The 24,737-nt window shown below is 65.4% G+C and carries 18 protein-coding genes and 3 tRNA genes; 9 read left to right on the top strand and 12 right to left on the bottom strand.

All coding sequences use genetic code 11. The annotated features are described in order from the left end of the window. Position 1: 1 nt before the first annotated feature. Entirely contained in the window at positions 2-778 is a 777-nt protein-coding gene (locus tag GBG68_RS03780) for an SDR family NAD(P)-dependent oxidoreductase (protein ID WP_152145286.1), read from the bottom strand. A gap of 129 nt (positions 779-907) precedes the next feature. On the opposite strand from GBG68_RS03780, the gene dusB reads away from it, so the two are divergent. The 4 genes from dusB (at position 908) to GBG68_RS03760 (ending at position 6,313) form a co-directional block, all read left to right on the top strand. Beyond that, positions 908-1,888, top strand: a complete 981-nt coding sequence (dusB, locus tag GBG68_RS03775) for a tRNA dihydrouridine synthase DusB (protein WP_152145284.1) — start codon at positions 908-910, stop codon at positions 1,886-1,888. Between the two features lie 40 nt (positions 1,889-1,928). Then, positions 1,929-3,143, top strand: coding sequence for a pyridoxal phosphate-dependent aminotransferase (locus tag GBG68_RS03770; RefSeq protein WP_152145282.1), 1,215 nt, complete (start codon positions 1,929-1,931; stop codon positions 3,141-3,143). 93 nt (positions 3,144-3,236) lie between these two features. After that, complete coding sequence (locus GBG68_RS03765) at positions 3,237-3,563, top strand: hypothetical protein (RefSeq protein ID WP_152145280.1); 327 nt, start codon at positions 3,237-3,239, stop codon at positions 3,561-3,563. Between the two features lie 71 nt (positions 3,564-3,634). Next, a complete protein-coding gene (locus tag GBG68_RS03760) occupies positions 3,635-6,313 on the top strand; it encodes a GNAT family N-acetyltransferase (RefSeq protein WP_152145278.1) in 2,679 nt (892 codons plus the stop codon). 36 nt (positions 6,314-6,349) lie between these two features. On the opposite strand, the gene GBG68_RS03755 is transcribed toward GBG68_RS03760, so the two are convergent. The 3 genes from GBG68_RS03755 to GBG68_RS03745 form a co-directional block, all read right to left on the bottom strand. Beyond that, positions 6,350-8,464: an EAL domain-containing protein gene (locus tag GBG68_RS03755; RefSeq protein ID WP_152145276.1), complete on the bottom strand. Its 2,115-nt coding sequence runs from the start codon at positions 8,462-8,464 to the stop codon at positions 6,350-6,352. A 167-nt stretch (positions 8,465-8,631) separates the two neighbouring features. Further along, a complete protein-coding gene (locus GBG68_RS03750) occupies positions 8,632-10,212 on the bottom strand; it encodes a peptide chain release factor 3 (protein WP_152145274.1) in 1,581 nt (526 codons plus the stop codon). A gap of 79 nt (positions 10,213-10,291) precedes the next feature. Continuing rightward, positions 10,292-12,286 (bottom strand): transglycosylase SLT domain-containing protein, encoded by a 1,995-nt coding sequence (locus GBG68_RS03745; protein WP_193222205.1) that lies wholly within the window; start codon positions 12,284-12,286, stop codon positions 10,292-10,294. 121 nt (positions 12,287-12,407) lie between these two features. On the opposite strand from GBG68_RS03745, the gene GBG68_RS03740 reads away from it, so the two are divergent. From GBG68_RS03740 to fabB, 3 genes are all read left to right on the top strand, one after another. Then, positions 12,408-12,866: a YcgN family cysteine cluster protein gene (locus GBG68_RS03740; RefSeq protein ID WP_152145271.1), complete on the top strand. Its 459-nt coding sequence runs from the start codon at positions 12,408-12,410 to the stop codon at positions 12,864-12,866. Positions 12,867-12,988: 122 nt separating this feature from the next. Next, positions 12,989-13,513: a 3-hydroxyacyl-[acyl-carrier-protein] dehydratase FabA gene (fabA, locus tag GBG68_RS03735; protein WP_152145269.1), complete on the top strand. Its 525-nt coding sequence runs from the start codon at positions 12,989-12,991 to the stop codon at positions 13,511-13,513. Between the two features lie 44 nt (positions 13,514-13,557). Then, positions 13,558-14,775, top strand: coding sequence for a beta-ketoacyl-ACP synthase I (gene fabB / locus GBG68_RS03730; protein ID WP_152145266.1), 1,218 nt, complete (start codon positions 13,558-13,560; stop codon positions 14,773-14,775). A gap of 608 nt (positions 14,776-15,383) precedes the next feature. Here fabB and GBG68_RS03725 read toward each other — a convergent pair. Then, positions 15,384-16,778, bottom strand: a complete 1,395-nt coding sequence (locus GBG68_RS03725; RefSeq protein WP_152765426.1) for a sodium-dependent transporter — start codon at positions 16,776-16,778, stop codon at positions 15,384-15,386. Between the two features lie 999 nt (positions 16,779-17,777). On the opposite strand from GBG68_RS03725, the gene GBG68_RS03720 reads away from it, so the two are divergent. After that, positions 17,778-17,863 (top strand) — tRNA-Leu (locus GBG68_RS03720). A 22-nt stretch (positions 17,864-17,885) separates the two neighbouring features. Here GBG68_RS03720 and GBG68_RS03715 read toward each other — a convergent pair. The 6 genes from GBG68_RS03715 to uvrY form a co-directional block, all read right to left on the bottom strand. Next, a complete protein-coding gene (locus GBG68_RS03715) occupies positions 17,886-18,215 on the bottom strand; it encodes a MarR family winged helix-turn-helix transcriptional regulator (RefSeq protein WP_226801608.1) in 330 nt (109 codons plus the stop codon). 723 nt (positions 18,216-18,938) lie between these two features. Then, positions 18,939-19,012, bottom strand: a tRNA-Cys gene (locus GBG68_RS03705). A gap of 116 nt (positions 19,013-19,128) precedes the next feature. Further along, positions 19,129-19,204: transfer RNA gene (locus tag GBG68_RS03700), tRNA-Gly, on the bottom strand. Positions 19,205-19,273: 69 nt separating this feature from the next. Further along, a complete protein-coding gene (pgsA, locus tag GBG68_RS03695) occupies positions 19,274-19,837 on the bottom strand; it encodes a CDP-diacylglycerol--glycerol-3-phosphate 3-phosphatidyltransferase (RefSeq protein ID WP_152145262.1) in 564 nt (187 codons plus the stop codon). A gap of 4 nt (positions 19,838-19,841) precedes the next feature. Continuing rightward, positions 19,842-21,677: an excinuclease ABC subunit UvrC gene (uvrC, locus tag GBG68_RS03690; RefSeq protein WP_152145260.1), complete on the bottom strand. Its 1,836-nt coding sequence runs from the start codon at positions 21,675-21,677 to the stop codon at positions 19,842-19,844. A gap of 37 nt (positions 21,678-21,714) precedes the next feature. Continuing rightward, on the bottom strand, positions 21,715-22,356 hold the full coding sequence (gene uvrY / locus GBG68_RS03685) for a UvrY/SirA/GacA family response regulator transcription factor (RefSeq protein WP_152145508.1): 642 nt from the start codon (positions 22,354-22,356) through the stop codon (positions 21,715-21,717). A 93-nt stretch (positions 22,357-22,449) separates the two neighbouring features. On the opposite strand from uvrY, the gene GBG68_RS03680 reads away from it, so the two are divergent. Next, a complete protein-coding gene (locus GBG68_RS03680; protein WP_226801606.1) occupies positions 22,450-23,265 on the top strand; it encodes a RibD family protein in 816 nt (271 codons plus the stop codon). A 63-nt stretch (positions 23,266-23,328) separates the two neighbouring features. On the opposite strand, the gene GBG68_RS03675 is transcribed toward GBG68_RS03680, so the two are convergent. Further along, positions 23,329-24,720, bottom strand: coding sequence for a class II fumarate hydratase (locus GBG68_RS03675; protein WP_152145258.1), 1,392 nt, complete (start codon positions 24,718-24,720; stop codon positions 23,329-23,331). Between the last annotated feature and the right edge of the window lie 17 nt (positions 24,721-24,737).

Raw genomic sequence — 24,737 nt, 5'->3', positions numbered from 1 at the left:
TTCAACCGGGCCGCGGTCTTTCACCCTGGCGCTCCCACTGACGCCTGTGCCCCGGATCACCCAGATCCCATTCCTGGGCGCTGTAGGCCGCGGCCCCCTGCTCCATCAGCAGCCAGGCGGCAAACCCCCCCACTTCCGCCGGTTCGCGCAGGCCGCCCTCGGCATGCAGGCGCTGGAAGCGCTCCACCGCGGGAAAACGCTGCGCGGGAATACCGCGAATATGCGCCTGCATGGGGGTGTTGACCACCCCGGGGCGCAGGCTGCCGAAGGCGATACGCTCGACGGGCCATTCGCTTTTCCAGGCCAGAAAGAGCATGTGCAATGCCGCCTTGCTGCTGCAGTATGCCGCCCAGCCCGGGTAAGCGTGATGTGCGGCACCAGAGGAAATGTGCAACACGCGCCCGCCGCCGTCCAGTACCGGCAGCAGCTCACGGGTCAGAAACAGCGGCGCTTCCACGTTCACCGCGTAATGCCGGCGCCATGCCGCGGGGTCCATATCGGCCAAGGCACAGACCGGTTCCAGCAAGGCCGCGTTATGCACCAGCGCACGCAACCGCGCCTGCGCGGGTAACGCTTGGCGCAGCGCCCCGCGCCCGGCCTCGGTGGCCACATCGGCCACTACAGGCTGCAGGCCCGCGCCATAACGCTGCGAGGCCTCCCGCAAGGGTGCCTCTCGTCGCCCGCAGATCAGCACCTGCAGGCCACGCTCGGCCAGAGCGCGGGCAATGGCCAGCCCTATACCCGTACCGCCGCCCGTGACGATGGCGTAATCCTGCATGCCTATGCGCTCCTGTGCCGTATTCCTTACCGATCTTGTCCAAGCCGCAAGTGGCTGGCAAGTGCCCGCCGTTGGTGCCGCCCGCGCCAGCGCGTATGATAGGCGCTTTGCTTCCGCCTCGGAAAAGCCATGCGTATCGGGCCTTACCGTATTGATAACCCGCTGGTTCTTGCTCCCATGGCCGGGGTCACGGACCGCCCGTTCCGGCAGTTGTGCCGAAGCCAGGGCGCGGGTTTGGCGGTGGGCGAGATGTTGGCGTCAAACCCTGATCTGCGCCAATCGCGCAAATCGCGGCTGCGCCGGGATCATCAGGGCGAGCCGGAGCCGCGCATCGTCCAGATCGCCGGCGCGGACCCGGCAACGATGGCCGACGCGGCCCGCTACAACGTAGAGCAAGGCGCGCGCATCATCGACATTAACATGGGCTGCCCCGCGAAGAAGGTCTGCAACAAGTCGGCGGGCTCCGCGCTGCTGGCCGATGAGGCCCTGGTGAGTAACATTCTGGAGGCCGTGGTGGCGGCGGTGGATGTGCCGGTAACGCTGAAGATGCGCACCGGCGTCAGCCCCGATCGGCGCAATGCCGTGCGCATCGCCCGGCTGGCGGAACAGGCTGGGATTCAGGCACTGGCCCTGCACGGACGGACCCGGCAGGATCTCTACCGAGGCGAAGCGGAATACGACACCATCGCCCGGGTGAAACAGGCGATCAGCATTCCGCTGATGGCCAACGGCGATATCGACAGCCCGGAGAAGGCCGCCCACGTACTGCGCCGCACCGGCGCGGATGCGCTGATGATCGGTCGCGGCGCCCACGGCCGTCCTTGGCTGTTTGGCCAGATCCGCCATTATCTGGCGACCGGCGAGGAATTGCCCGAACCGGCGCCGGAAACGATCGCCCGCATCGTGGACGGGCACCTGCGGGCGATGCACGATTTCTACGGCGTGCATCAGGGCGTGCGCATGGCGCGCAAGCACATCGGCTGGTATCTGGACGGACGTCCCGGCGGGGAAGCACTGCGACGCCAGGCCATGCGCCTGGAATGCCCGCTGGCGCAACGCCGTCTGCTGGGCGATTATTTCCGGCGCCTGGCCGATTCACAGGCCGCCTGAGCCCGCGGACAGGAAACACTAAACGGCGAGTACCGACAACGTGAAGAAGATCGAAAAATCCGCCAAGCTGGCGGATGTCTGCTATGACATCCGCGGCCCGGTGCTGGAGCATGCGAAGCGGCTGGAAGACGAAGGCCACCGCATCCTCAAGCTGAACATCGGCAACCCCGCCCCCTTCGGTTTCGAGGCACCGGAGGAGATCCTCCAGGACGTGCTCCACAACCTGCCCACCGCTCAGGGGTATTCCGACTCCAAGGGGGTCTTCGCCGCCCGCAAGGCCGTGGTGCAGCACTGCCAGGCCCGGGGCATCCCGGATGTGGGCATAGACGATGTCTACCTGGGTAACGGCGTCAGCGAGCTGATCGTGATGGCCACCCTGGCGCTGCTGAACAACGGTGATGAACTGCTGATCCCCGCCCCGGACTATCCGCTGTGGACCGCCGCGGTGAGCCTGGCGGGCGGCAAGCCGGTGCATTATCTGTGCGACGAGCAGGCCGACTGGTTCCCGGATCTGGAGGACATCGCGGCCAAGATCGGGCCGCGCACCCGGGGCATCGTGCTGATCAACCCCAACAACCCCACCGGTGCGGTGTATTCCCGGGAACTGCTGGAAGGCGTGGTGGAACTGGCGCGACGCCATGATCTGGTCATCTTCGCCGATGAGATCTACGACAAGATTCTCTATGAGGACGCGGTGCACATTCCCATGGCCTCCCTGGCCGATGACGTGCTCATCCTCAGTTTCGGCGGACTTTCCAAGGTTTACCGGGTGGCGGGGTTCCGCTCCGGCTGGATGTACATCACCGGCCCCAGGGATCAGGCGGCGGGCTACATCGAAGGCCTGGACATGCTCGCGTCCATGCGCCTGTGCGCCAATGTCCCCGCCCAGCATGCCGTGCAGACCGCGCTGGGGGGCTATCAGAGCATTCAGGAATTGATCCGCCCGGGCGGGCGGTTGCGGGAGCAGCGGGACCGGGCCTGGGACCTGCTCAACCAGATACCCGGGGTGAGCTGCGTGAAACCCCGCGGCGCCCTGTACCTCTTCCCCCGACTGGACCCGAAGGTCTACCCCATCCATGACGACCGTCAGCTGGTGCTGGACCTGTTGCGCCAGGAACACCTCTTGCTGGTGGAGGGCACCGCCTTCAATTGGCCGCAACCGGACCATCTGCGCATGGTCTTCCTGCCCTGGCTGGACACGCTGGAGCAGGCCGTGGAGCGCCTGGAACGCTTCCTCGCCCGCTATCGGCAATAGCGCGGCTGGACAGGACGCGGCGCTTGGGTTAGCTTGCGCACGGTGGCCAGGACGCCACGATAGCAATACCAACTACCAGGGATGGAAAAGCGGATGCAACAGCCGCCTGTCTTTGTGCGCCTCAGGGGCGCCCAGCATTCGGATATTTACCCCCGCCGTGATGATACCCGCCCCGCGCTGCGCCTGAGTCGGGACGCCGCCTGCCGCGTGGCCCACACCGGCGGCCGGCTTCAGAAGCCGGCCTCACCGCCCGCGCGACTCGAGCAACTGGGCCTGTCCGTGGCGCACCTTTTGGAGCAGCTACTGCATCTGCGCGACTGGGAGAGCCTGCGGCGTCGTTTCCCGGGCCTGGAGCCGGATGATGTGAGGGAGGCCCTGGACTACGCCGCCTGTCATGGCCTGGCGGGTGTCACGGGCTGAAGGCTTGCCCGAGGGGCAGGATGTGCTATGGATAGGCGCAGGCCAGCGATATCTGCACAGGCGAGCCCGGTATGGCGCATTATCTGTCGTCCTTCTTCAACCCGGCCTCCATCGCCGTCATCGGCGCCAGTGAACGCCCGGGTGCCATCGGCACCCTGGCGATGGCCAATTTCCTCGACAGCAACTTCGGCGGCGCCCTCTATCCGGTCAACCCCCGTCATCGGGAAATACAAGGTCGACAAGCCTACGCGCGGGTAGCGGACATCGCGGAACCGGTGGAACTGGCGGTGGTCGCCACCCCCGCTCGCACCGTCCCTGGGCTGATCCGCGAATGCGGCCAGGCCGGAATTCACGCCGTGGTGGTACTCTCCGCGGGCTTCGGCGAGCAAGGCGAGGCCGGCGTCAGGCTCGAGCGAGACATGCTCGCCGCGGCCCGCAACCACCGTGTACGGATCATCGGCCCCAACTGCATGGGCATCATGCGCCCGCGCCTGGGCGTCAACGCCACCTTCAGCAAGAATGCCGCCCTCCCCGGAGAGCTGGCTCTGGTCTCCCAGAGCGGCGCGCTGTGCACCGCCATTCTGGACTGGGCACTGGAGCGCAGGATGGGCTTCTCCGCCCTGGTGTCCCTGGGGCATGGGGTAGATGTGGGCTTCGGCGAAATCCTCGCCTTTCTCGCCATGGACCCGGCCACCCGCGGCATACTCCTGTACGTGGAAGGCGTGCACGACGCGCGCCGGTTCATGAGCGGGCTGCGCGCGGCGGCGCGGATCAAGCCGGTGGTGGTGGTGAAGGCGGGCCGGCGTGCTCCGGGAGTCCGCGCGGCCATGTCCCACACCGGCGCGCTGGTGGGGGAGGACGACGCCTTCGACGCGGCCTTGGCGCGTGCCGGCGCGGTGCGGGCGGACACCATCGAGCAATTGTTCGCCGCGGCCGAGATACTCGGCAGCGGCATCCGGGTGCAGGGCGAACGGCTCGCCGTTATCACCAACGGCGGTGGGCCCGGCGTGATGGCTGTGGACCGGGCGGCGGACATGGGCGTGGCGCTGGCGGATTTTTCCGAGCCCGGCCAACACGGCCTGCGTGCCCTGCTCCCGCCCCAGGCCGCCGCCGGCAATCCGGTGGATCTGCTCGGCGATGCCGATGCCGGCCGCTACCGCGAGGCGCTGGAGATCTGCCTGCGCGATCCGGCGGTCGACGGCGTGCTTGCCCTGCTCACCCCCCAGGCGGTGGCGGAGCCGGAGGCCACGGCCCGGGCCGTCACCGAGACTGCCGCCGCACAGCGCAAGCCGGTGCTGGCCTGCTGGATGGGCGGAGGGCGTGTCCGGGACGCCAGGCAGTGGTTTGCCGAGCATCGGCTGCCCCATTTCGACTCCCCCGAGGCCGCGGTGGAAGGTTTCTCCTATCTGGTCCGGCATCGGCGAAACCGCCAGCTGCTCTTCCAGGTGCCCGAGGCCAGCAGCCGGCCCCGGGAGCCGGATCTGCAGGCGGCGCACTGGATCATCGAGGCCGCGCTGGAGGAAGGGCGTGGCCTGCTCAGCCAACTGGAATCCAAGGCCCTGCTCGGCGCCTTCGGAATTCCGGTGGTACAGACTGTAGAGGCCCGCAGCGCATCCGAAGCCCTGCTGGTGGCCCAGTCACTGGGCTTTCCCGTAGCCATGAAGATCAATGCGCCGGGGATCACCCACAAGGGCGAGATCGGCGGCGTGCGGCTAAACATCAGCAACGCCCAGGCCGTGCGCAGCGCCTATGTGGATCTGCACGCCTCGGTCGCCCGGTGGGCACCCGAGGCGGAGGTGCACGGCGTTACCGTGGAGTGCATGCACACGCCCCGCCATGGCCGCGAATTGATGGTGGGAGTGCTGCGCGACCCGGTATTCGGACCGGTGATCAGTTTCGGCGCCGGGGGCGCACAGGTGGAAGTGATACAGGACAAGGCCGTGGCCCTGCCGCCCTTGAACAACTATCTCGTGCGGCAATTGATCCAGAGCACACGGGTCGCGCCGTTCCTGGCGGCCTACCGCCACGCCGCCGCGGTGGACATGACGGCGATCGAGGATGTACTGCTGCGGGTGTCGGAACTGGTGTGCGCCCTGCCCCAGATTCTGGAGATGGACATCAACCCGCTCATCGCCGACGAGGATGGCGTACGCGCCGTGGACGCGCGCTTTCGGCTCGCCCCCAGGCAGCCCAGCGCCGACCCCTACGCGCACATGGCCATCGTTCCCTATCCAGCGCAACTGCAGCGGGAAATCACGCTCAGTGACGGCACCCTCGTGACCCTGCGCCCCATACGCCCGGAGGATGCCGAGATGAAGCAGGCCTTCGTGCACGCCCTCTCCCCCCAGTCGCGTTTCTTCCGTTTCATGGAGCACCTGGCCGAACTTAGCGCCGATATGCTGGTGCGCTTCACCCAGATCGATTACGACCGGGAAATGGCCCTGGTAGCCACCACCGTGGACGAACAGGGCGAGGAGCGACAGATCGGCGTCAGCCGCTACGTCACCGATCCGGATGGGTTGAGCTGCGAGTTCGCCCTGGCGGTGGCGGATGACTGGCAGGGCAAGGGGATAGGCACCCGACTGATGAAGGCCCTGATGGAGCAGGCTCGCAGCCGCGGCCTGCAACGCATCCATGGCGAGGTCCTCACCAGCAATGTGCGCATGCTCGGGCTGATGCGTCGGCTGGGCTTTAGCAGCCGTAGAAGTGCGGAGGACTACACGGTCAGCCTGGTCAGCCGCGATTTATAGACTGGGCGCGCCAGCGGCAAGGCTGTCGCGCCGGCCCTAGACCGGCAGCGGGGCCGGGCGGGCAATGCCGTAACCCTGGGAGTAATCCACGCCCAGCTCACGCAAGGCCTGCAGAGTGGCCTCGTCCTCGACGAATTCAGCCACGGTCCGCCGGCCCACGGCGCGCCCCACCCGCACGATGGCATCGAGCATGGCATGGTCCACCGGGTCATGAAGGATGTTGCGCACGAACTCCCCGTCTATCTTCAAATAGCGCACGGGCAGTTGCTTGAGATAGGCGAAGGAGGACATGCCGCTGCCGAAATCGTCCAGCGCGAAGCTACACCCCAAAGCCTGCAGGGACTGCATGAAGCCCCGGGCCTGATTCAGGTTGGCGATGGCATGCGTCTCGGTGATCTCGAAACAGATTCGTTGCGCCTCCACGCCGGTCTCGGCAAGCACCTGTTCAACATGGTGGATGGTCCGAGGGTCCGAGACGCTGGCGCCGGAGAGGTTGATGCTGATCAGTGGCGGGGACTGCCGGCACTGCGAGAGCCAGCGCAGGGCCCGGCTGATGACCATACGGTCGATCTCCGGCATCAGGTTGTAGCGCTCCGCCGCCGGGATGAAGGCACCGGGCGCGATCAGCCCCCCCTGCCCGTCCTCCAGCCGCAGCAGCAACTCCCAGCAGGTAGTGTGCCTGGGGTCATCCGTCTTGACGATGGGCTGGTAGAACAGAGTGAAGCAGTCCTGATCCAAGGCCTTGCGAAGCTCGGTCACCCACTGGATCTGCCCGCGGCGTTGGGCGACCTGGGCATCGTTCGGGCGGAACAGGTGCAGGCGGTTGCGACCGGCATCCTTGGCCAGATAACAGCTCGCATCCGCGGCGCGCAGGGCCTCTTCGCCGCTGTGCACGTCGGCATCCAGCATTACCAGGCCGAGGCTGGCGCCGACGACGAAATTGCGCCCCTGCCAACTGAAACGGAACTGGCGGATCAGATCGATGAAATCCTCGGCGGTACGACGCGCGGCTTGCGGGCTGCAGTCGCGCAGCAAAATGGCGAACTCATCGCCGCCCAGGCGTGCCAGCGTGTCACTGCGTCGCACACGCTCGGCCAGCACCCGGCTCAGTTGGCGCAACAGCTCATCGCCCGCCGAGTGCCCACAGGTGTCATTCACCAACTTGAACTGATCCAGGTCCAGATAACACAGGGCATGGCCGGTATGACCGTCCCGCGCGTCCCGCACCAGCGCATCCAGGCGGCGCTCGAACTCCATGCGGTTCACCAGCCCCGTGAGCCCGTCATGGCAGGCCTGATGGGAGAGCTTCCGGGTAAGCCTGCGCTGCTCACTGACATCGCGCAGCACGATGACCGCGCCCACATTGCCCGCCCGGGTATCACGTATCGCCGACAGGGAAAGCTCCACCGCTATGGGCTCGCCGAGACGGGGGCGAAGCAGGCCCGGGTGGTTGCTGCTGCCGCGTTCGGCCAGTTGCCGCAACTGTCCGAGCAATTCCACCGGTGGGCTGTCATCCTCGGCTTCCAGGCGCAGCACCTGATCCACCCTCAGCCCCGCGCAGGCCTCTTGGGGCCATCCGAGGAGCGCCTCGGCGGCGGGGTTCATGTAGCTCACCGCATGGCGTGCATCGGTGGTCAGCACGGCCTCGCTGACCGACTCCAGGGTGGCCTGGGACCAGCGCTGTTCCTGGGCAAGTTCGGCGGTGCGTTGGTGCAACAACGCCTCAAGCCGCTGTTGCTGTTCCTGCAGGGCAATCTGGGTACGGCGGCGTTCACGGATATCGCGCACCGTCACCACGGTGGCGGCGTCCGCGCCCCGGCGCAGGACGGATACCGAGATCTCGGCGGCGATGGGGCTGCCGTCTCTATGCTGCAGCATGGTCTCGTAGCGGGTAGAGAACTGCTCGCCGTCGATGCGCCGCCGCCAGTTGGCCAGAATCCGGTCCCGGTCTTCCAGATGGAACACCCCGGTGAACAGCGGCATGGCCATGAGCTCATCCTCACGGTAACCGCAGAGCCGGCATAGGGCCTGGTTGACGAACACGAAGCGACGATCCTGGATGATCATCAGCCCCTCGCCCATCTCGTCCAAGGCTTCCACCAGCGCGCGGTAAGCCGCTTCTTCCTGATATTCTTCGGCGACGCTGAGCATTCAAGCTAACCTTTATCCGTCGCATACCGTGATACGGACGGCTGCTGCTGGCGAGCGAATGTGATTTCGTTCTCGTACAGCTAAAGCTAGCATGATAGGCCGCGAAGTGAATGGCGCGGCGCAGCACGCCCCGCGGCTGATGGGGCCGGGCGCCGGCCCCACCAGCATCAGTGCTCGCGGGTGGAATGGAAGCGGATTTCCGGCCAGCGCTCTTCGGCGAGTTGCAGATTCACCCGTGATGGGGCCAGGTAGGTCAGATTACCCGCCACATCCAGGGCCAGGTTGTCACTGGCCTTGCGGCGGAACTCCTCCAGTTTCTGCGGGTCCTCGCTGTCCACCCAGCGAGCGGTGCTGACATTCACCGGTTCGAAGATGCAATCGACCTTGTATTCGTGCTTGAGCCGAAAGGCGACCACGTCGAACTGCAGCACACCCACCGCGCCCACGATCACGTCATTGCTGTTGAGCGGGCGCAGCAACTGCGAAGCACCCTCCTCGCACAGCTGCTCTATACCTTTGTGCAACGCCTTGAGGCGCATGGGGTCCTTGAGCACCGCGCGGCGGAAAAGCTCGGGGGCGAAATTGGGGATGCCGGTAAACTTCAGCGCCTCTCCCTCGGTGAAGGTGTCACCGATCTGGATGGTGCCGTGGTTGTGCAGGCCGATGATGTCGCCGGCGTAGGCGTCCTCCACCTGATCGCGTTCACTGGCCATGAAGGTGATGGCGTTGGCGAGCCGCACGTCCTTGCCGACACGCACGTGCCGCGCCTTCATGCCCTTTTGGTAATGGCCCGAACAGACCCGCAGGAAGGCAATGCGGTCCCGGTGATTGGGGTCCATGTTGGCCTGGATCTTGAACACGAAACCGCTGAAGGCTTCCTCATCCGGCTCCACCTCCCGGCTGGCGGTGGCGCGGGGCTGGGGGGGCGGTGCGTTCTCCACGAAACTGTCCAGCAGCTCGCGAATGCCGAAATTGTTGATCGCCGAGCCGAAGAACACCGGGGTAAGCTTGCCGGCGAGGTAGGCCTGCTGGTCGAAGGGGTTACTGGCCTCACGGATCAGCTCGATCTCCTCGCGCAGCTCCGCGGCGCGCTCACCGAGCAGGTCACTCAGGCGCGGATCCTCCAGGCCCTCGATGACCTCGCCCTCCTGGATCCGGCCGCCATGCGTGGCGCTGAACAGGTGGATGCGGTCGTGGCGCAAGTGGTACACGCCCTTGAAGGACTTGCCCATGCCGATGGGCCAGGTGATCGGGGCGCAGCGGATCTTCAGCACCTGCTCCACCTCGTCCATCACCTCCATCGGGTCGCGGCCTTCCCGGTCCAGCTTGTTGATGAAGGTGATGATGGGGGTATCGCGCAGGCGGCAGACCTCCATCAGCTTGATGGTGCGGTCCTCCACACCCCTGGCACTGTCGATCACCATCAGCGCCGAGTCCACCGCGGTAAGCGTGCGGTAGGTGTCCTCGGAGAAATCCTCATGGCCAGGCGTATCCAGCAGATTGATGATGCAGTCCTTGTACGGGAACTGCATCACCGAGGAGGTCACCGAAATGCCGCGCTGCTTCTCCAGTTCCATCCAGTCGGAGGTGGCATGGGCCTTGGACTTGCGCGCCTTGACCGTACCCGCGAGCTTGATCGCCCCCCCGTAGAGCAGCAGTTTCTCGGTGACGGTGGTCTTGCCGGCGTCCGGATGCGAGATGATCGCAAAGGTGCGCCGTCGGCGGATTTGCTGTGAGAGCGAGCTCATGGTGTGGAACGGTTTCGCGCGGTGGCCGACAGGGCGCGCAGTATAACGAATTGACCGATCTGCCGCGAAACCCCTCCCCCTAGAGCGTGGGAATGACGGCGGCCGGCGGCGGGGTCAGCTCATGGGCCAGGCGAAAAGGAGCCCCTTCCGGGTCGGCGCCGCCCTGGGTCATTCGCTCGCTGATGCGCCGGGGCTCGCCGGTGAGCCGCCAGTCGAACACCACGGCGAAGGCCAGCAGGCTCTTCACGTAATCTCGGGTCTCGGCGTAACTGATGTTCTCTATCCACAGCGCCGCCGGCTGGTCCGGATTGCGCGCCAGCCAGTCCTCCACCCGGTGCGGCCCTGCGTTGTAGGCGGCCGCGGCGAGGATGGGGTTGCCATTGAAGCGGTCCAGCACCTCGCGCAGATAGGCGCTGCCCAGGCGCATATTGATCTCCGCATCCAGCAACGCCGAGGAACCGCTCAGTGGCTGGCGAATCCGCCGTGCCACCGCACGGGCGGTGCTGGGCATCACCTGCATCAGGCCGCGCGCACCCACCGGCGACACGGCATCGGGGGAGAAGGCGCTCTCCTTGCGCATCAGGGCGTAGGCCAACGCCGGATCCAGCGCATTGGCACCGGCGTGCTGGCGCACCTGCGCCGGGAAGGGGGTGGGAAAACGCAGCGCCAGAGCATCGTGCAGACCCGCCCTGTTGGCGGTGAAGATGGCCCGATCATGCCAGTTCCAATAGGCCGCAAGCTGCGCCGCCAGAGCCTGCTGTTCCCGCTCCAGCGGGATCACCGCCGCCTGCCATTCCCGGCGTGCATCTCGCAGCAGACCGAGTGCGCGCAGTTCGGCGGCACGCCGAAAGCCGGGGCGGCTCGCCAACTCCGCCAGCTCCGCGGGTTCCGCCGCAGGGCTCCGGTCGTTGAAACTGTAGGGCAACCGCAATGCGTCGGCGGCCAGGAATCCGTAGTAGCTGCGCTCACGGGCCAGATCGCCCAACAGCAGCCGGCCGGTTTCAGCCTCTCCGGTGAGAACCAGCGCATGCCCCTTCCAATAGAGCCATTCGGATTGGTTCGCGAGTACCGCGGGCAGCTGGTCTATGGCCTGTAGCAAGCCGGCCCAGTCCCGGGCCGCACGATTCATCTTCGCACGCCACAGCAGCACGGTGCGGTCCACCACCGCCTCGGGCAGCTGATAGAGCCAATCCAGCGCCTGCTCCTCACGGCTGTAGGCGGCGCGCAAGGCAATTTCGCGCTGTAATCCGGCACGCTGCGCCGGATGCAGACGCTCGGCGTACTGCTCCAACCAGTGTCGGGCGCCAGGCCGGTCCCGTCTGGCCAGGGACTCGATGGCGTCGCCAATGATCTGCTGGCCGCGAGGGTGCGCCACATCGAAGCCGGGGCGGCGCAAGCTGCGCTGGGGAGCCTGGCGCACGCGCAGCCAATGCTTCACCCACGGCTGTTGGTCAGCGGGCAAACCCCGGGCAAGGTAGCGGGCAAGACCGTGTTGGCGGTGCCGCATGGCGGCCTGGATCCGTTGCCAGCGCCGCTCCGGACTGATCAGGTCACGTTCGTACAGTAGCGCGAATACCGGGTCGCAGGCGTCGGGCTGGGAGCGGCCCACAGTCCAGAGAACCAGCGCCCGCTCTATCCAGTCCTCGTCTACCCCGCCCTTGGCCCGCCGCGCGCGCAGGGCGTAGCAATCGAGCGCCGCCCCCTCCCCGCTGCGGTAATGTCGCCGGAATGGCTCCCAGCGGCCCTGCTTGCCGAGGATCTCCAACCAGTCACGCCGCAGCCAGTAGGCCAGGGGCAAATCCGCATTTTCTTCGAGGAAGGCCTCCACTCGGGCGGTGTCGAGCTCCCAGAGGCGGTTTCGCAGCTGTCGGTATTCCAGATAGGGATGCAGCGGATAGTCGCGGAGGGCTTCCAGGCGCGCATCACCAACCGTCTCCCGGCGCCCCAGCGCCTCGTAGAGTTCCAGGAACTGCTGACGTTGGCGCGCGGTCTCATTCAAGGTGTCCGCCAACAGGGCCGGCGGCAGCAGGAGCAGCAGGATCGGCAACAGTCGGCGAAGAATGATGAACGGCATGCTTTCCCGGCTTGTGTAAGTTGTTGGACCCGTCCATACCAGCATAAGGCCGGCGGTCGGGCTGCCAAAGAGCGCACAGTCAACGATACAATACCCGTCCACACGACCCGGAGGGAACGCCTTGAGCAGGCCTTTTTGGGAAACACTGACCCTGGCGCAAATGAGCGCCGAGCAATGGGAGTCCCTCTGCGACGGTTGCGGGCGTTGTTGTCTGCACAAGCTGGAGGACGACGACAGCGGCGAGGTGTATGTCACGCGTGTCGCTTGCAAGCTGCTGGACACTCACAGCTGCCGCTGCAGCAACTACGGGGAACGCAAGCGCCATGTGCCCGATTGCACCCAGCTGAGCGTCGACAATGTGGGTGCCTTCCACTGGCTGCCTGCGAGCTGCGGCTACCGGCGCGTGGCGGAGGGTCGGGGCCTGGCCTGGTGGCACCCGCTGGTCTCGGGACGCGCGGAGAGCGTGCACGAGGCTGGCATTTCGGTCCGCGGGCAGATTATTTCCGAGGAGCGGGTCAGTCCCTCGGCGCTGGAGGATCACATCGTCGAGCTGTATCCGATGGATGATCCGGACCGTTGATGCCCCGACTTGAGCAGACATCGATCAGCCTCGCCGGTGGCGTGACGCCCCGCCTGCCTTCCAGTAAGATGCCCGCCGATACAACGCCGCCACGGCGACAGTGAGAACGACTGGATACCTCGATGACAAATCAGAACAGCTTCACCCGGGAAGAACTGCTCAAGTGCGGTTACGGCGAACTCTTCGGCCCCGGCAACCCCCAGTTGCCCGTGCCCAATATGCTGATGTTCGACCGCATCACCCACATCAGCGAAGAAGGCGGCGACTACGGCAAGGGCCAGATCATCGCCGAGTTGGACGTCAAACCGGATCTGTGGTTCTTCGGTTGCCACTTCCCCGGCGACCCGGTGATGCCGGGCTGCCTGGGCCTGGACGCGCTCTGGCAGCTGGTGGGCTTCTTCCTCGGCTGGACGGGCGGTACCGGCAAGGGCCGTGCCCTGGGCTGCGGCGAAGTGAAATTCTTCGGCCAGGTACTGCCCGAAGCCAAGGTGGTGACCTACAAGCTGCAGCTCAAGCGACTGATCCGTCGTCGCCTGATCATGGGCATCGCCGACGGCAGCCTGGAAGTGGACGGGCAGCAGATTTACACCGCGGCCGATCTGAAGGTCGGCCTGTTCAAGGACACCTCCGCCCTCGCGGGCGGTTGAGCAAGCATCAACGGCCCAAGGCCGGTATTGCGGGAGGATAGAAGGTGCGTCGAGTTGTAGTCACGGGGATCGGCATCGTTTCCTGCTTGGGCAATGACAAGGCCAGCGTGCTCACATCGCTGCGAGATGGCCGTTCCGGCATACGTCACAAGCCGGATTACGTCGAAATGGGGTTGCGCAGCCAGGTGGCCGGCGTGGTGGATCTGGACGTGGATGAACTGATTCCGCGCAAGGTGCGCCGTTTCATGGGTGATGCCGCGGCCTATGCCTATATCGCCATGGACCAGGCCATTGCCGATGCGGGGCTCACCGAAGAGCAGGTATCCCACCCTCGCACCGGCCTGATCGCCGGCTCCGGCGGTGGCTCCACCGGCAGCCTGGTGGCCGCCGCCGACACCTTGCGTAACCGCGGTGTGCGCAAGATCGGCCCTTACGGCGTGCCCAAGACCATGGCCAGCACCGTCTCGGCCTGCCTGGCCACGCCCTTCAAGATCCAGGGCGTGAACTACTCCATCACCTCCGCCTGCGCCACCAGCGCGCATTGCATCGGCAATGCCATGGAGCAGATCCAGCTGGGCAAGCAGGACATCGTCTTCGCCGGCGGTGGCGAGGAAGAGCACTGGTCCATGAGCATGCTCTTCGATGCCATGGGCGCGCTGTCCACCAGCTACAACGATGCCCCCGAAAAGGCGTCCCGCGCCTACGACAAGGACCGGGACGGCTTCGTCATCGCCGGCGGCGGCGGCATGCTGGTCATCGAATCGCTGGATTCGGCGCTGGCCCGCGGTGCCCATATCCACGCGGAGCTGGTGGGCTACGGCGCCACCTCCGACGGCTACGACATGGTGGCCCCCTCCGGCGAAGGTGCAGCCCGCTGCATGCGCCAGGCCATGGACATGGCCGGTGTGGACGTGGACTACATCAACGCCCACGGCACCAGCACCCCGGTGGGGGATCTGGCCGAACTGGGCGCGATTCGCGAAGTCTTCGGTGACCAGGCCCCCGCGATCAGCTCCACCAAGAGCCTCACGGGCCACTCCCTGGGCGCGGCCGGCGTGCAGGAGGCCATCTACAGCCTCCTGATGCTGGAGCAGGATTTCCTCGCGGCCTCCGCCAATGTGGACAATCTGGATCCGGCGGCCGAGGGCATGCCCATCGTGCGCGAGCGCAAGGACAATGCCGGCCTGAACGCGGTGATGTCGAACAGCTTCGGCTTCGGCGGCACCAACGCCAGCCTGATCTTCCGCCGCTACGAACCCTGAGGCCTCGCGCCTCGGGCGGATTAAGAAACGGCACCCCAAGGCGCCGTTTTTGCTTGGTTCATCGCGGGCTGGAAGGGAACCACCAATGCTTTTCCGGCGACCCGGGCAGTATGGGAGCTCACGCTTGGGCCTCGGCGGCTGCCGCCGTGTCCGGGTGGCTGCTTCTCGATCCAGAGTGCAACAAAGAGAGATCACGCTGTCGCTTTGCGACGGCGCGAGCGTTCTTCTCCCGGCTTCTGGGGTGGAGCTTGCGCCGACAGATGGGGTTCCGGGGTGGGTGCGGTCTGGGGCGGACGTCGATGCAGCCGAGCATCGCAGCCGGAAAGGGAAAAGCGGGTTGCCTGTTTGAGCGAAGCGAGTTTGCAACCCGCCCCTTTCCGGCGAGAAGCGCAGGGGAGCCCGGCGTAGCCGGGCCAAATCGTGGGCCGCCCCAGGCCGCACCCACCCCGGAACCGGCACCCACCCCGGAACCGGCACCAGCACCACAATCCTCGTGACAGGGCCCGCTCCCTAAGACGCCGCTTTCCCGCTAAAGGGCGAAGAACCTTTTATCAACCTGGCCGTGATGCGGCCGCAGGCGGACTCGAGGCTCCAGCCAGGTTAAGCGGTCAGAGCAGCCCGATCGCCTGGAACAACCCCAGCCCATAGGCCAACACAAGAGCAATCAGCACCGGCGACACGTAGCGCACGATGAAGCGCCAGACCCGGTAACCCCGCCCCATGGCCAACTCGTCCCGGCTGGAGGCCTGGTGCATGCGCCAGCCCGCGAAGAGCGCGATCAGCAGCCCGCCCAGGGGCAGCATGATGTTGGAGGAAAGCCCATCGAACAGATCGAACAGAGTCTTGTCCTCCAGCGGCTCGATGAAACCCAGGGGATAGAAATCGGCGAGCAGGTTCAAAGAGAACACGCTGCACAGACCCAGCGCCCAGATGCTGAAGGTGAGCACCGCCGTGGCCTTCCGTCGGCTCCAGTCCCGGTTCTCCACCAGATAGGCCACCGCCGGCTCCAACAGGGACAGCCCCGAGGTCAGGGCCGCGAAACTCACCAGCAGGAAGAACAGCGTGCCGAAGAAAGCGCCGGCGGGCATCTGCCCGAACACATAGGGGAGCGTCTGGAACAGCAGGCCGGGCCCGGCGCTGGCTTCCAAACCGGTAGCGAAGACGATCGGGAAAATCGCGAGCCCCGAGAGCAGCGCCACCAGCGTATCCGCACCGGCAATCAGAAAGGTGGTGCCGGCAATGGAGGCGCGCCGGGGCAGATAGGAGCCGTACACCATGATCGCCCCCATACCCAGACTCAGGGTGAAGAAGGCATGGCCCAGAGCCACCAGCATGGCCTCGCCGCTCAGGGCGCTGAAATCAGCGGTGAACATGAAGCTCAGGCCGCGGCCGAAATCGCCCAAGTGGTAAGCATAGGCCACCAGCAGCAAGAGCAGCAGAAACAGCAGAGGCATCAGCACCCGCACAGCCTGCTCGATACCCGAGCGTATGCCGCGGGCCACCACCAGAAAACACAGCACCATGAACAGCGTGTGCCAGCCCAGCACGACATGCCACTGAGCAAGCATGGCGCCGAACACCGCGTCCACCGCCGGTCCTTCCATACCCGTGAAAGTACCCGCCGCCATCTTGAACACATAGGCAACGGCCCAGCCCGCCACCACGCTGTAGAAAGACAGGATCAGGAAACCGGCGGCAACCCCCAGCCAGCCCAGCCCACTCCAACGCCGAGAAAGGTTTTCCTGGTCGGCGAGACTCGCGAGGCCGTTGATGGGACTTTGCCGGGAGCGTCGGCCGAGCATGGTCTCGGCCATCATCACCGGGATACCGATCACCGCGATACAGGCGAGATACACCAGCACGAAGGCGCCGCCACCGTTCTCACCGGCGATATAGGGAAACTTCCAGATATTGCCCAGCCCCACGGCGGAACCCGTGGCGGCCAGGATGAAAGCGAACGAGCTGCTCCACTCCGCGTGTATCGGTTTGCCCTGGTAGGCCATTGTTCTTGTTCTCCGTGAGATTCTCACGGAATTGTGCGCAATCGGCGTCACGCTGGCAACCGAGGGGCGGCATGCGGGGGACTGGTGCCCGGGGCCGGACTCGAACCGGCACGGCCATGCGGCCGAGGGATTTTCTGTTCCCCTCGTTTAATGCCGGGGGAGACGTACCGCGTGGATTTACTATCCACGCCCTTTTAAACCAGCTTGGAACAGATGTTGTGGCCAATTCCGTGGGGCACGAATTACGGATCGCGAATCAACCCCATTCGGCGGCGGGTTTGGTTCCAATAATGACGGATTCAACAATGAGTCCACCACCTGGAATATTCTCTGATCGGGGCGGCCCCTGCCCTCATCTTGAAGGCCTCCTCAATGCGGACAGCGAGGGGAGGCGAGCGGGACCGGTCGCTCTTGTTCTATCAGATGGACGCACGACCGAAGCTAGGGTGTCTGGGATAGACGCGCCGGATGCCACCCATCCGCATCCCGGTGTCAACCTCAATAGCCAAGAAGGCAGGCCAAGCCAGGCTGGCTGGTGTACCTGAGGAACGCCAGCGGCTCATTTCCTCGTCTTCTGCGAGGTACCTGATGCGGTGCTCCGATTCCTTCCTCCGCTCGATCTCCACCTTAGTTGATGATGAATCCATGGTCCGCGGCAAAGCTCAGCATCTCGCTCAACGACGACAGAGGGCGGTTGTTAGTGCGGTTGGACAGGCCTCGCGACTCGAACAGGAGGGTCATGTCGCCGATGCGCTGCTAGTTGATAACCCCCGGTATGAGGTTCGGTCTCATAGCTTCGCCCTCCTTCGCTCGCGGATGCCAGCTCGCCACGAAGGAGTGCTGTTTTGGCCTGCATCTACCATGCCTCAGTTTTTGCTCTGGAGCGGAAGGAATCCCTCTAGCGCGCCTTGATGGTGGCCGTGGCTTGGTAGCCGTGCCCTTTAGTGAGCACCGGCATTGCATCAACCAGTAGGTTTCTGGTTGAATCGGGCTAGGTTAGCTCGGGTGATGGAACTGGTAGACATTGGGCACTTAAAATGCCCTGGCTTTTAGCCGTGCGGGTTCAAATCCCGCCCCGAGCACCAAGCCCAAGGCGGCGGCCCCTCATCAGGCCTCAAGAAGGGCCTTCAATGATTCAGCAACCCGACGTCCCTTCGAAGTGAGGTGAACGAGCTTTCGACGCCGCTCCATAGGGTCTTCCGTCGCACGCACGAGGTCGAGTCCTGGGCGGTTTAGACGGTGATACTTCGAGAGCGCCGCCACGTTTCTGCTGGTGCTGGACTGTGATATGCCCAGCCGTTCGCACAGCTCTTTCATGGTCAGACCCTCGTAGTTCACGATCAGCATGAAGGCGACAGCCATTTGTAGCGGCATCTCGCTGTCCAACTTTCGGAACTCCTCGAGAAAACGTATGGCCTTGTCGTACGTTTTATCCACTTTCTTTTCCTATGTGACCCATCGGTTGCGCGCTGCGCTTCCCGGCACACTTCGTCGCTCCGGACGAAGAGTAGCCTTGCCCCACGGATAGCTGCATATCACCGCACGCACTTCCCGATTGGGGATCTTATTCGTAGCGGGGGCAGTCGGATTCTACCCCGTGGCTACAGGCACTTCTAAAAAGGTCCATCATAGGCCGCGAGGAGTGTTGCAGCCAAGCGCAGACGATTCAGCATAGAGTACAAGGCGTGCGCATGAGCAAGTGACCCGCGATTTCGGGATCGGCACCGGATCGTTCAAGCGTTGGCGGCGGGAGATGGACGTCGCCGTTGCGTCGGATTTTCCTGGGCTTGGAAACCCGCGTGACCAAGAGCTTGCTCGGCTCAAGCAGGAGCTCGCCCGGGTGAAGCAAGAACGGGACTACGGAGATTACCAAAGGGTGGCGGCTCCCCTCTCCCTATGCCTGCAACTGCCCCTAACCACCGGCCCGCTATACAGGGGTGCATCCGGTTCGCAAAAGGAGGCAACCAGGCCTTATGACGCGCCACATTCCATGTGGTGGCAAGACAAACCTCACCATGTGTGGATACGTGGGCAGCAAAAGAAACCAGAGCGCCTGCTGAGGCCCCATGTCCGGATGGAAAGCCGTTCGCAGTGCTTTCTAGGTACCCTTGCGTCTACCAGTTTCGCCACCCGGGCGGGCGCGGAGTCAGGAACGAATAATGGAGGCTAGGGCCGGAATCGAACCGACGTACACGGCTTTGCAGGCCGCTGCATAACCACTCTGCCACCTAGCCGGTCGAGTGCGTTGAGGACTGAATAATATCAGCCCGCGGGCACCTTGGCGAGATTTCAGGCGAAACCATTCCCCTGAACGACAAAACCCCGGAAAAACCGGGGCCTTGTCTTTATTTGGAGCGGGAAACGAGACTCGAACTCGCGACCCCAACCTTGGCAAGGTTGTGCTCTACCAACTGAGCTATTCCCGCTGCGTCGTTGATGGGCGTGTATTCTACGGCCCCCAGCGAAGCTGTCAAGCCCTTGCGCCAAATTCATGTTCAAGGGCGTTGCGGGCTGAGAAACACCCAGGCGGCCCGTAAATACACGACCATGGAGTACAGGGTCAACGCGGCGGCCACGTAAATCAGCAGCATGCCGATCAGTTGCAGGGGTATCGGCCCCAGATCCTGATTGAACAGCAGGATCAGGATGGCCGCCATCTGCGCGGTGGTCTTGATCTTGCCCACCTGCCCTACCGCCACGCTGGCCCGCTGGCCCAGCTCCGCCATCCATTCCCGCAGCGCGGAAACGGCGATTTCCCGGCCGATGATCACGGCGGCGGGCACCGCCATCCAGGCCGAGGGGTTCAATTCAACCAGCGCCACCAGCGCCACGGCCACCATCAGCTTGTCCGCCACCGGGTCCAGAAAGGCCCCGAAGGCCGAGGTCTGGTTCCAGCGTCGGGCCAGATAGCCATCCAGCCAATCCGTGATGGCCGCCAGGCCGAAGATCGCGGTGGTGGCCAGGTTCGCCCAGCTTGCCTCCAGCAGGAACAGCAGCCCGAACACCGGAATGAAGACAATGCGCGTCAGGGTCAAGGCAATGGGTACATTCCAGGGCATGGGCTCACTCGCTGTGGAAGACGTCGTAGATTTTCTGCGCCAGGGTGCGACTCAGGCCCGGCACCCGGGCCAGGTCCTCCACCCCCGCTCGGGAAACCGCTTGCAGGCCGCCGAACTGCTTCAACAAACTGGCACGACGCTTCGGCCCCAGCCCCGGGATGCTCTCTAGTGCCGATTCCGTGCGCTTTCTGCCCCGCCGGGCCCGATGCCCGGTGATGGCGAAACGATGTGCCTCATCGCGGACCTGCTGCAACAGATGCAAGGCCGGGGAGTTCGGCGGCAGCTGCACCTCCCCTTCCCGCCCGAGCAGGAAAAGGGTTTCCTCCCCCGGCCGGCGCTCCGGCCCCTTGGCAATCCCGAGGACGGCCAGGCCCTCCACCTGCAGTTCCTCGAGCACCTCCCGTGCCTGGCGCAGCTGCCCCTTGCCGCCGTCCACCAGCAGCAGATCGGGCATCACGCCCTCCCCGCTCTTCAACCGGGTATAGCGCCGAGTCAGGGCCTGGCGCATGGCGGCGTAGTCATCGCCCGCGGCTATGCCCTCTATGTTGAAGCGCCGGTAGTCGGACTTCAACGCGCCTTCACGGTTGAACACCACGCAGGACGCCACCGTGGCCTCGCCTCGGGTGTGGCTGATATCGAAGCACTCGATGCGCTCGGGGAGCTCATCCAGCGCCAGCGCGTCCTGCAAGGCCTCGAAGCGCTTGAGCATGCTGGCCCGATCGGCATGGCGCGCCTGCAGGGCGTGCACCGCGTTCTCCCGGGCCATGGCCAGCCAGCGCCGGCGTTCGCCGCGCAGCGCATGGCTGATGCTGACCTTGTGACCGTTCTCCCGGCTCAGAGCTTCTTCCAACAGCCCCTTCTCGGCGATCGGGTGACTGATGATCAGCTCCTTGGGCACACGCTTGCCCAGGTAGTACTGGGCCAGGAAGGCGGCCAGCAGGTCGGCCTCCTCCATGTCGGCCGGCGCGCGGGGGAAGTAGCTCTTGTTGCCCAGATTGTGGCCGGCGCGGAAGAAGAACACCTGCACGCAGGCCTGCCCGCCGGCGGCGACACAGGCCACCACGTCCAGATCCCCCTTGGCGCCGATGATGTACTGACGCTCCTGGATGCTGCGTAGCGCCGCGATCCGGTCGCGCAACTGAGCGGCCTGCTCGAAGTGGCGCCGCTCCGCGTGGCGCTCCATCTGCCGGACCAGCTCCTGGATCACCTCGTCGCTCTTGCCTTCCAGGAACATCTCGGCGTGGCGCACGTCCTCGCGATAGGCCTCGGGGCTGATGAAGTCCACGCAGGGTGCGGTGCAGCGCTTGATCTGATACTGCAGGCAGGGCCGGGTGCGGTTGGCGAAGAAGCTGTCCTCGCACTGGCGCACCGGGAAGACCTTCTGCAGGTGGTTGAGGGTTTCCCGCACCGCGCGGGCGTTGGGGTATGGGCCGAAATAACGCCCTTCGGCCCGGCGCGCGCCGCGATGGGTGGCCAGGCGGGGAAAGCGCTGCTTGCTGGACAGATAGATGTAGGGGTAGCTCTTGTCGTCCCGCAGCAGCACGTTGTAGCGGGGCTTGTGGCGCTTGATCAGGTTGTTCTCGAGGATCAGCGCCTCGGCTTCGGTATGCGTGAGGGTGAGCTCTACCGCGCGGATCTGACGCACCAGCACCGCGGTCTTGCCCTGCTGGCGGGAGCCGACGAAGTAGCTGGACAAGCGTCGGCGCAGGTTGCGCGCCTTGCCCACGTAGAGGATTTCGCCCTCGGCATTGAGCATGCGGTACACGCCGGGCCCATCGGGGGCGGTGCGCAGGAAGGCGCGGGCATCGAAGGTGTCGGGGGGGGGCGTTTGCTCGGTCATGGACTCCGGGGACGGCGCCAGCGGGCGCGCGAGCGCCTCAGCGCAGCTGGTCGATCATGTCGTGGCGTATGGCCAGGTGCGTGAGCTCGACATCGTTCTGCACGCCCAGTTTCTCGTAAAGGCGGTAGCGGTAGGTGCTCACCGTCTTGGGGCTCAGGCAGAGGGTGTCGGAGATTTCCTGCACCTTCACGCCCTGGGTGATCATCATCATCACCTGCACCTCCCGCTGGGAGAGCTTATCGAAGGGATTGCGGGAATTGCCGTTGAGATTGGACAGCGCCATCTGCCGGGCGATGTCGGCGCCGATGTAGCGCTCGCCGCGGGCCACGGCGCGTATCGCGCCGATGATTTCCTGCTCATCGCAACCCTTGGTCAGGTAGCCGGCGGCGCCGGCCTCCAGCAAGCGGGACGGGTAAGGCTCGTCCACGTGCACGGTCAGGGCGATAATCTTCAGGTTCTCGTCGATGCGCAGCAGCTTGCGGGTAGCTTCCAGCCCACCGATACCCGGCATGTTCACATCCATCAGCACCACGGTGGGGTGATGCTCACGCACCAGCTTGAGGGCTTCCTCCCCGGAGGCGGCCTCGGCGATGACCTGGATTCCCTCGGCCTCGTCGAGTATGCGGCGTATGCCACTGCGTACGAGCTGGTGGTCGTCGACCAGCACCACATCGATCATGTGTCCCTGTACTCCCATAATGACTCCCCCTGTCCATCGCGCCGGCTTATGCTAGCGCAGCCGGCAGCATCTGACCATCGACCGGAGACCCCCATGTTGCAAAGACTCTACCCCCTGCCCGCCGCCAGCGAAGCCCTGCAGGGCTGTTATCTGGGCAAGGCGCTGCGCCCGGCGGGCTGGCAGGGCCTGTTCTGCTACGCCAATTACGTCACCAGTTTGGATGGGCGCATCGCCGCACCCGCCAGCGACGGCGGCCTGCGGGTGCCCGAGACCGTGGCGAACCGCCGCGACTGGCGCTTGTTCCAGGAGCTGGCGGCCCATGCCGATGTGCTGATCACCAGCGGGCGTTACCTGCGGGATCTGGAGGAAGGCAGCGCTCAGGACGTACTGCCCATCGGTGGCGAGCGGGAATACGCGGACCTGCGGCTGTGGCGCGCCCAACAGGGTCGTCCACCCCAGCCGGACGTGGCGATCATGAGCGCCAGCCTGGATTTCCCGGTACCCCGGGAATTGCTGGACCAGGGCCGCCGCGTGCAGGTCTTCACCGGCGCGCGGCATGATGAAGCAAGGGCCCGCCGACTACGGGAACAAGGCGCGGAAGTCCACGCCATAGGCCGCGGGGCGGCGGTGTCCGGTAGTGAATTGATGCGCGCGCTGGCGGATCTGGCCTATCACAACGCCTATTGCGTCACCGGCCCCTACGTGCTGCACAGCCTGATGGCCGATGGCGTGGTGAACAGCCTCTTCCTCACCACCGTGAGCCGGATCATCGGCGGCGCGCCCTTCAGCAGCATCGTCGAGGGGCCGCTGCTGGACAAGCCGGTGGATTACCGCCTGGACTGGCTGTATCTGGATACCCAGGCGCCCGATGGCCTGGTGCAGCTGTTCGCACGCTACAACCAGCAATAGGGAGATGCGGACCAACCCCCGTGGGTCTCTGAGCGCCTGGCGGCTTCACCGCCAAGGCGCGGCTCAGCGGCCCGGGATGCCTCCCCGGGTGAGTTGTGCCGGGTCCAGCAGCGCCCGCAGCCTGCTCTCGTCCAGCCCCGTGAGCTCCCGCGCCACCTCGAGTATGGGCCGGCCATCGGCATAGGCCTGCTTGGCGATAGCGGCCGCCTGGTCATAGCCGATCACCGTGTTCAACGCCGTCACCAGGATGGGATTGCGCGACAGCGCCTGATCCAACTGTTCATGGCGCACTTCGAAGCCGGCAATGACGCGCTCGCCCAGCAGCCGCGAGGCATTGGCCAGCAGCTCGAGGCTCTGCAGCAGGTTGTGAGCTATCAGCGGCAACATCACGTTCAGCTGGAAGTTTCCGCTTTGGGCCGCGACGGCGATGGCGGCGTCGTTGCCCATTACCTGCGCCCCCGCCATGGCGACGGCCTCGGGGATCACCGGGTTCACCTTGCCGGGCATGATGCTGCTGCCCGGCTGCAGCGCGGGCAGCGCGATTTCGCCCAGGCCGGCCAGCGGACCACTGTTCATCCAGCGCAAATCGTTGCTGATCTTGATGAGCGCGGTGGCCAGGGCGCGCAGCTGGCCGGAGAGCTCCGCGGCGGTGTCCTGGCTCGCGAGCCGCTCGAAGGCATCCGGCGCGGCTTCGAAGGCGATCCCCGTGCGTTCCGCCAGAGCCGCCGCCACCCGCTGGCCGAACCCGGCCGGCGCATTGATCCCGGTGCCCACGGCGGTGCCGCCCTGGGCCAACAGCCACAGCCGCGGCGCGGTGTCCTGCAGCCGCGCCCGGGCTTGGGCGATCTGGGTGGCCCAGGCACCCAATTCCTGGCCCAGGGTCAGCGGCATGGCGTCCATCAGGTGCGTGCGGCCGGTCTTCACCACCGTGGCGAGCTCCTTCGCGCGCCGGCGGATGGTCGCCTCCAGCTCGGCCAGCGCCGGCAGCAGTTCCTCGTGCAGGGCCATGGCCGCACTTACGTGCAAGGTGGTGGGGATCACATCGTTGCTGCTCTGGCTCATGTTGACGTGATCGTTGGCATGCACCTTCGTGCGGCCCTCGGCGGCCACCAGATGGGCAATCACCTCGTTGGCGTTCATATTGCTGCTGGTGCCGGAGCCGGTCTGGAAGACATCCACCGGAAAGTGTTCATGGTGATTACCGGCGGCGATGGCTTCCGCGGCACGGATGATGGCGTCGGCCTGCTCGCCGCCCAGCCCGCCAAGCTCCCGGTTGGCCCGTGCCGCGCAGGCCTTCACCAGCCCCAGGGCGGCGATGAAGCGCCGGGGCATGGGCTGGCCGCTGATGGGGAAGTTCTCCACCGCGCGCTGGGTCTGGGCGCCGTACAGGGCGCCGGCGGGCACCTTCAGCTCACCCATGCTGTCGGATTCGATGCGGAAGTCCTGCTCGCTCATCGGGCCTCTCCTGTGGG

It is taken from the genome of Alkalilimnicola sp. S0819 (assembly GCF_009295635.1).
Lineage (GTDB): Bacteria > Pseudomonadota > Gammaproteobacteria > Nitrococcales > WHIW01 > S0819.
This window is presented reverse-complemented; position numbering and strand designations above follow the sequence as displayed.

Coding starts and splice junctions, on each gene's coding strand:
- GBG68_RS03780 (WP_152145286.1), bottom strand. CDS start 778: ATGCAGGATTACGCCATCGTCACGGGCGGCGGTACGGGTATAGGGCTG.
- dusB (WP_152145284.1), top strand. CDS start 908: ATGCGTATCGGGCCTTACCGTATTGATAACCCGCTGGTTCTTGCTCCC.
- GBG68_RS03765 (WP_152145280.1), top strand. CDS start 3,237: ATGCAACAGCCGCCTGTCTTTGTGCGCCTCAGGGGCGCCCAGCATTCG.
- GBG68_RS03760 (WP_152145278.1), top strand. CDS start 3,635: ATGGCGCATTATCTGTCGTCCTTCTTCAACCCGGCCTCCATCGCCGTC.
- GBG68_RS03755 (WP_152145276.1), bottom strand. CDS start 8,464: ATGCTCAGCGTCGCCGAAGAATATCAGGAAGAAGCGGCTTACCGCGCG.
- GBG68_RS03750 (WP_152145274.1), bottom strand. CDS start 10,212: ATGAGCTCGCTCTCACAGCAAATCCGCCGACGGCGCACCTTTGCGATC.
- GBG68_RS03745 (WP_193222205.1), bottom strand. CDS start 12,286: ATGCCGTTCATCATTCTTCGCCGACTGTTGCCGATCCTGCTGCTCCTG.
- fabA (WP_152145269.1), top strand. CDS start 12,989: ATGACAAATCAGAACAGCTTCACCCGGGAAGAACTGCTCAAGTGCGGT.
- GBG68_RS03725 (WP_152765426.1), bottom strand. CDS start 16,778: ATGGCCTACCAGGGCAAACCGATACACGCGGAGTGGAGCAGCTCGTTC.
- pgsA (WP_152145262.1), bottom strand. CDS start 19,837: ATGCCCTGGAATGTACCCATTGCCTTGACCCTGACGCGCATTGTCTTC.
- uvrC (WP_152145260.1), bottom strand. CDS start 21,677: ATGACCGAGCAAACGCCCCCCCCCGACACCTTCGATGCCCGCGCCTTC.
- uvrY (WP_152145508.1), bottom strand. CDS start 22,356: ATGATCGATGTGGTGCTGGTCGACGACCACCAGCTCGTACGCAGTGGC.
- GBG68_RS03680 (WP_226801606.1), top strand. CDS start 22,450: ATGTTGCAAAGACTCTACCCCCTGCCCGCCGCCAGCGAAGCCCTGCAG.
- GBG68_RS03675 (WP_152145258.1), bottom strand. CDS start 24,720: ATGAGCGAGCAGGACTTCCGCATCGAATCCGACAGCATGGGTGAGCTG.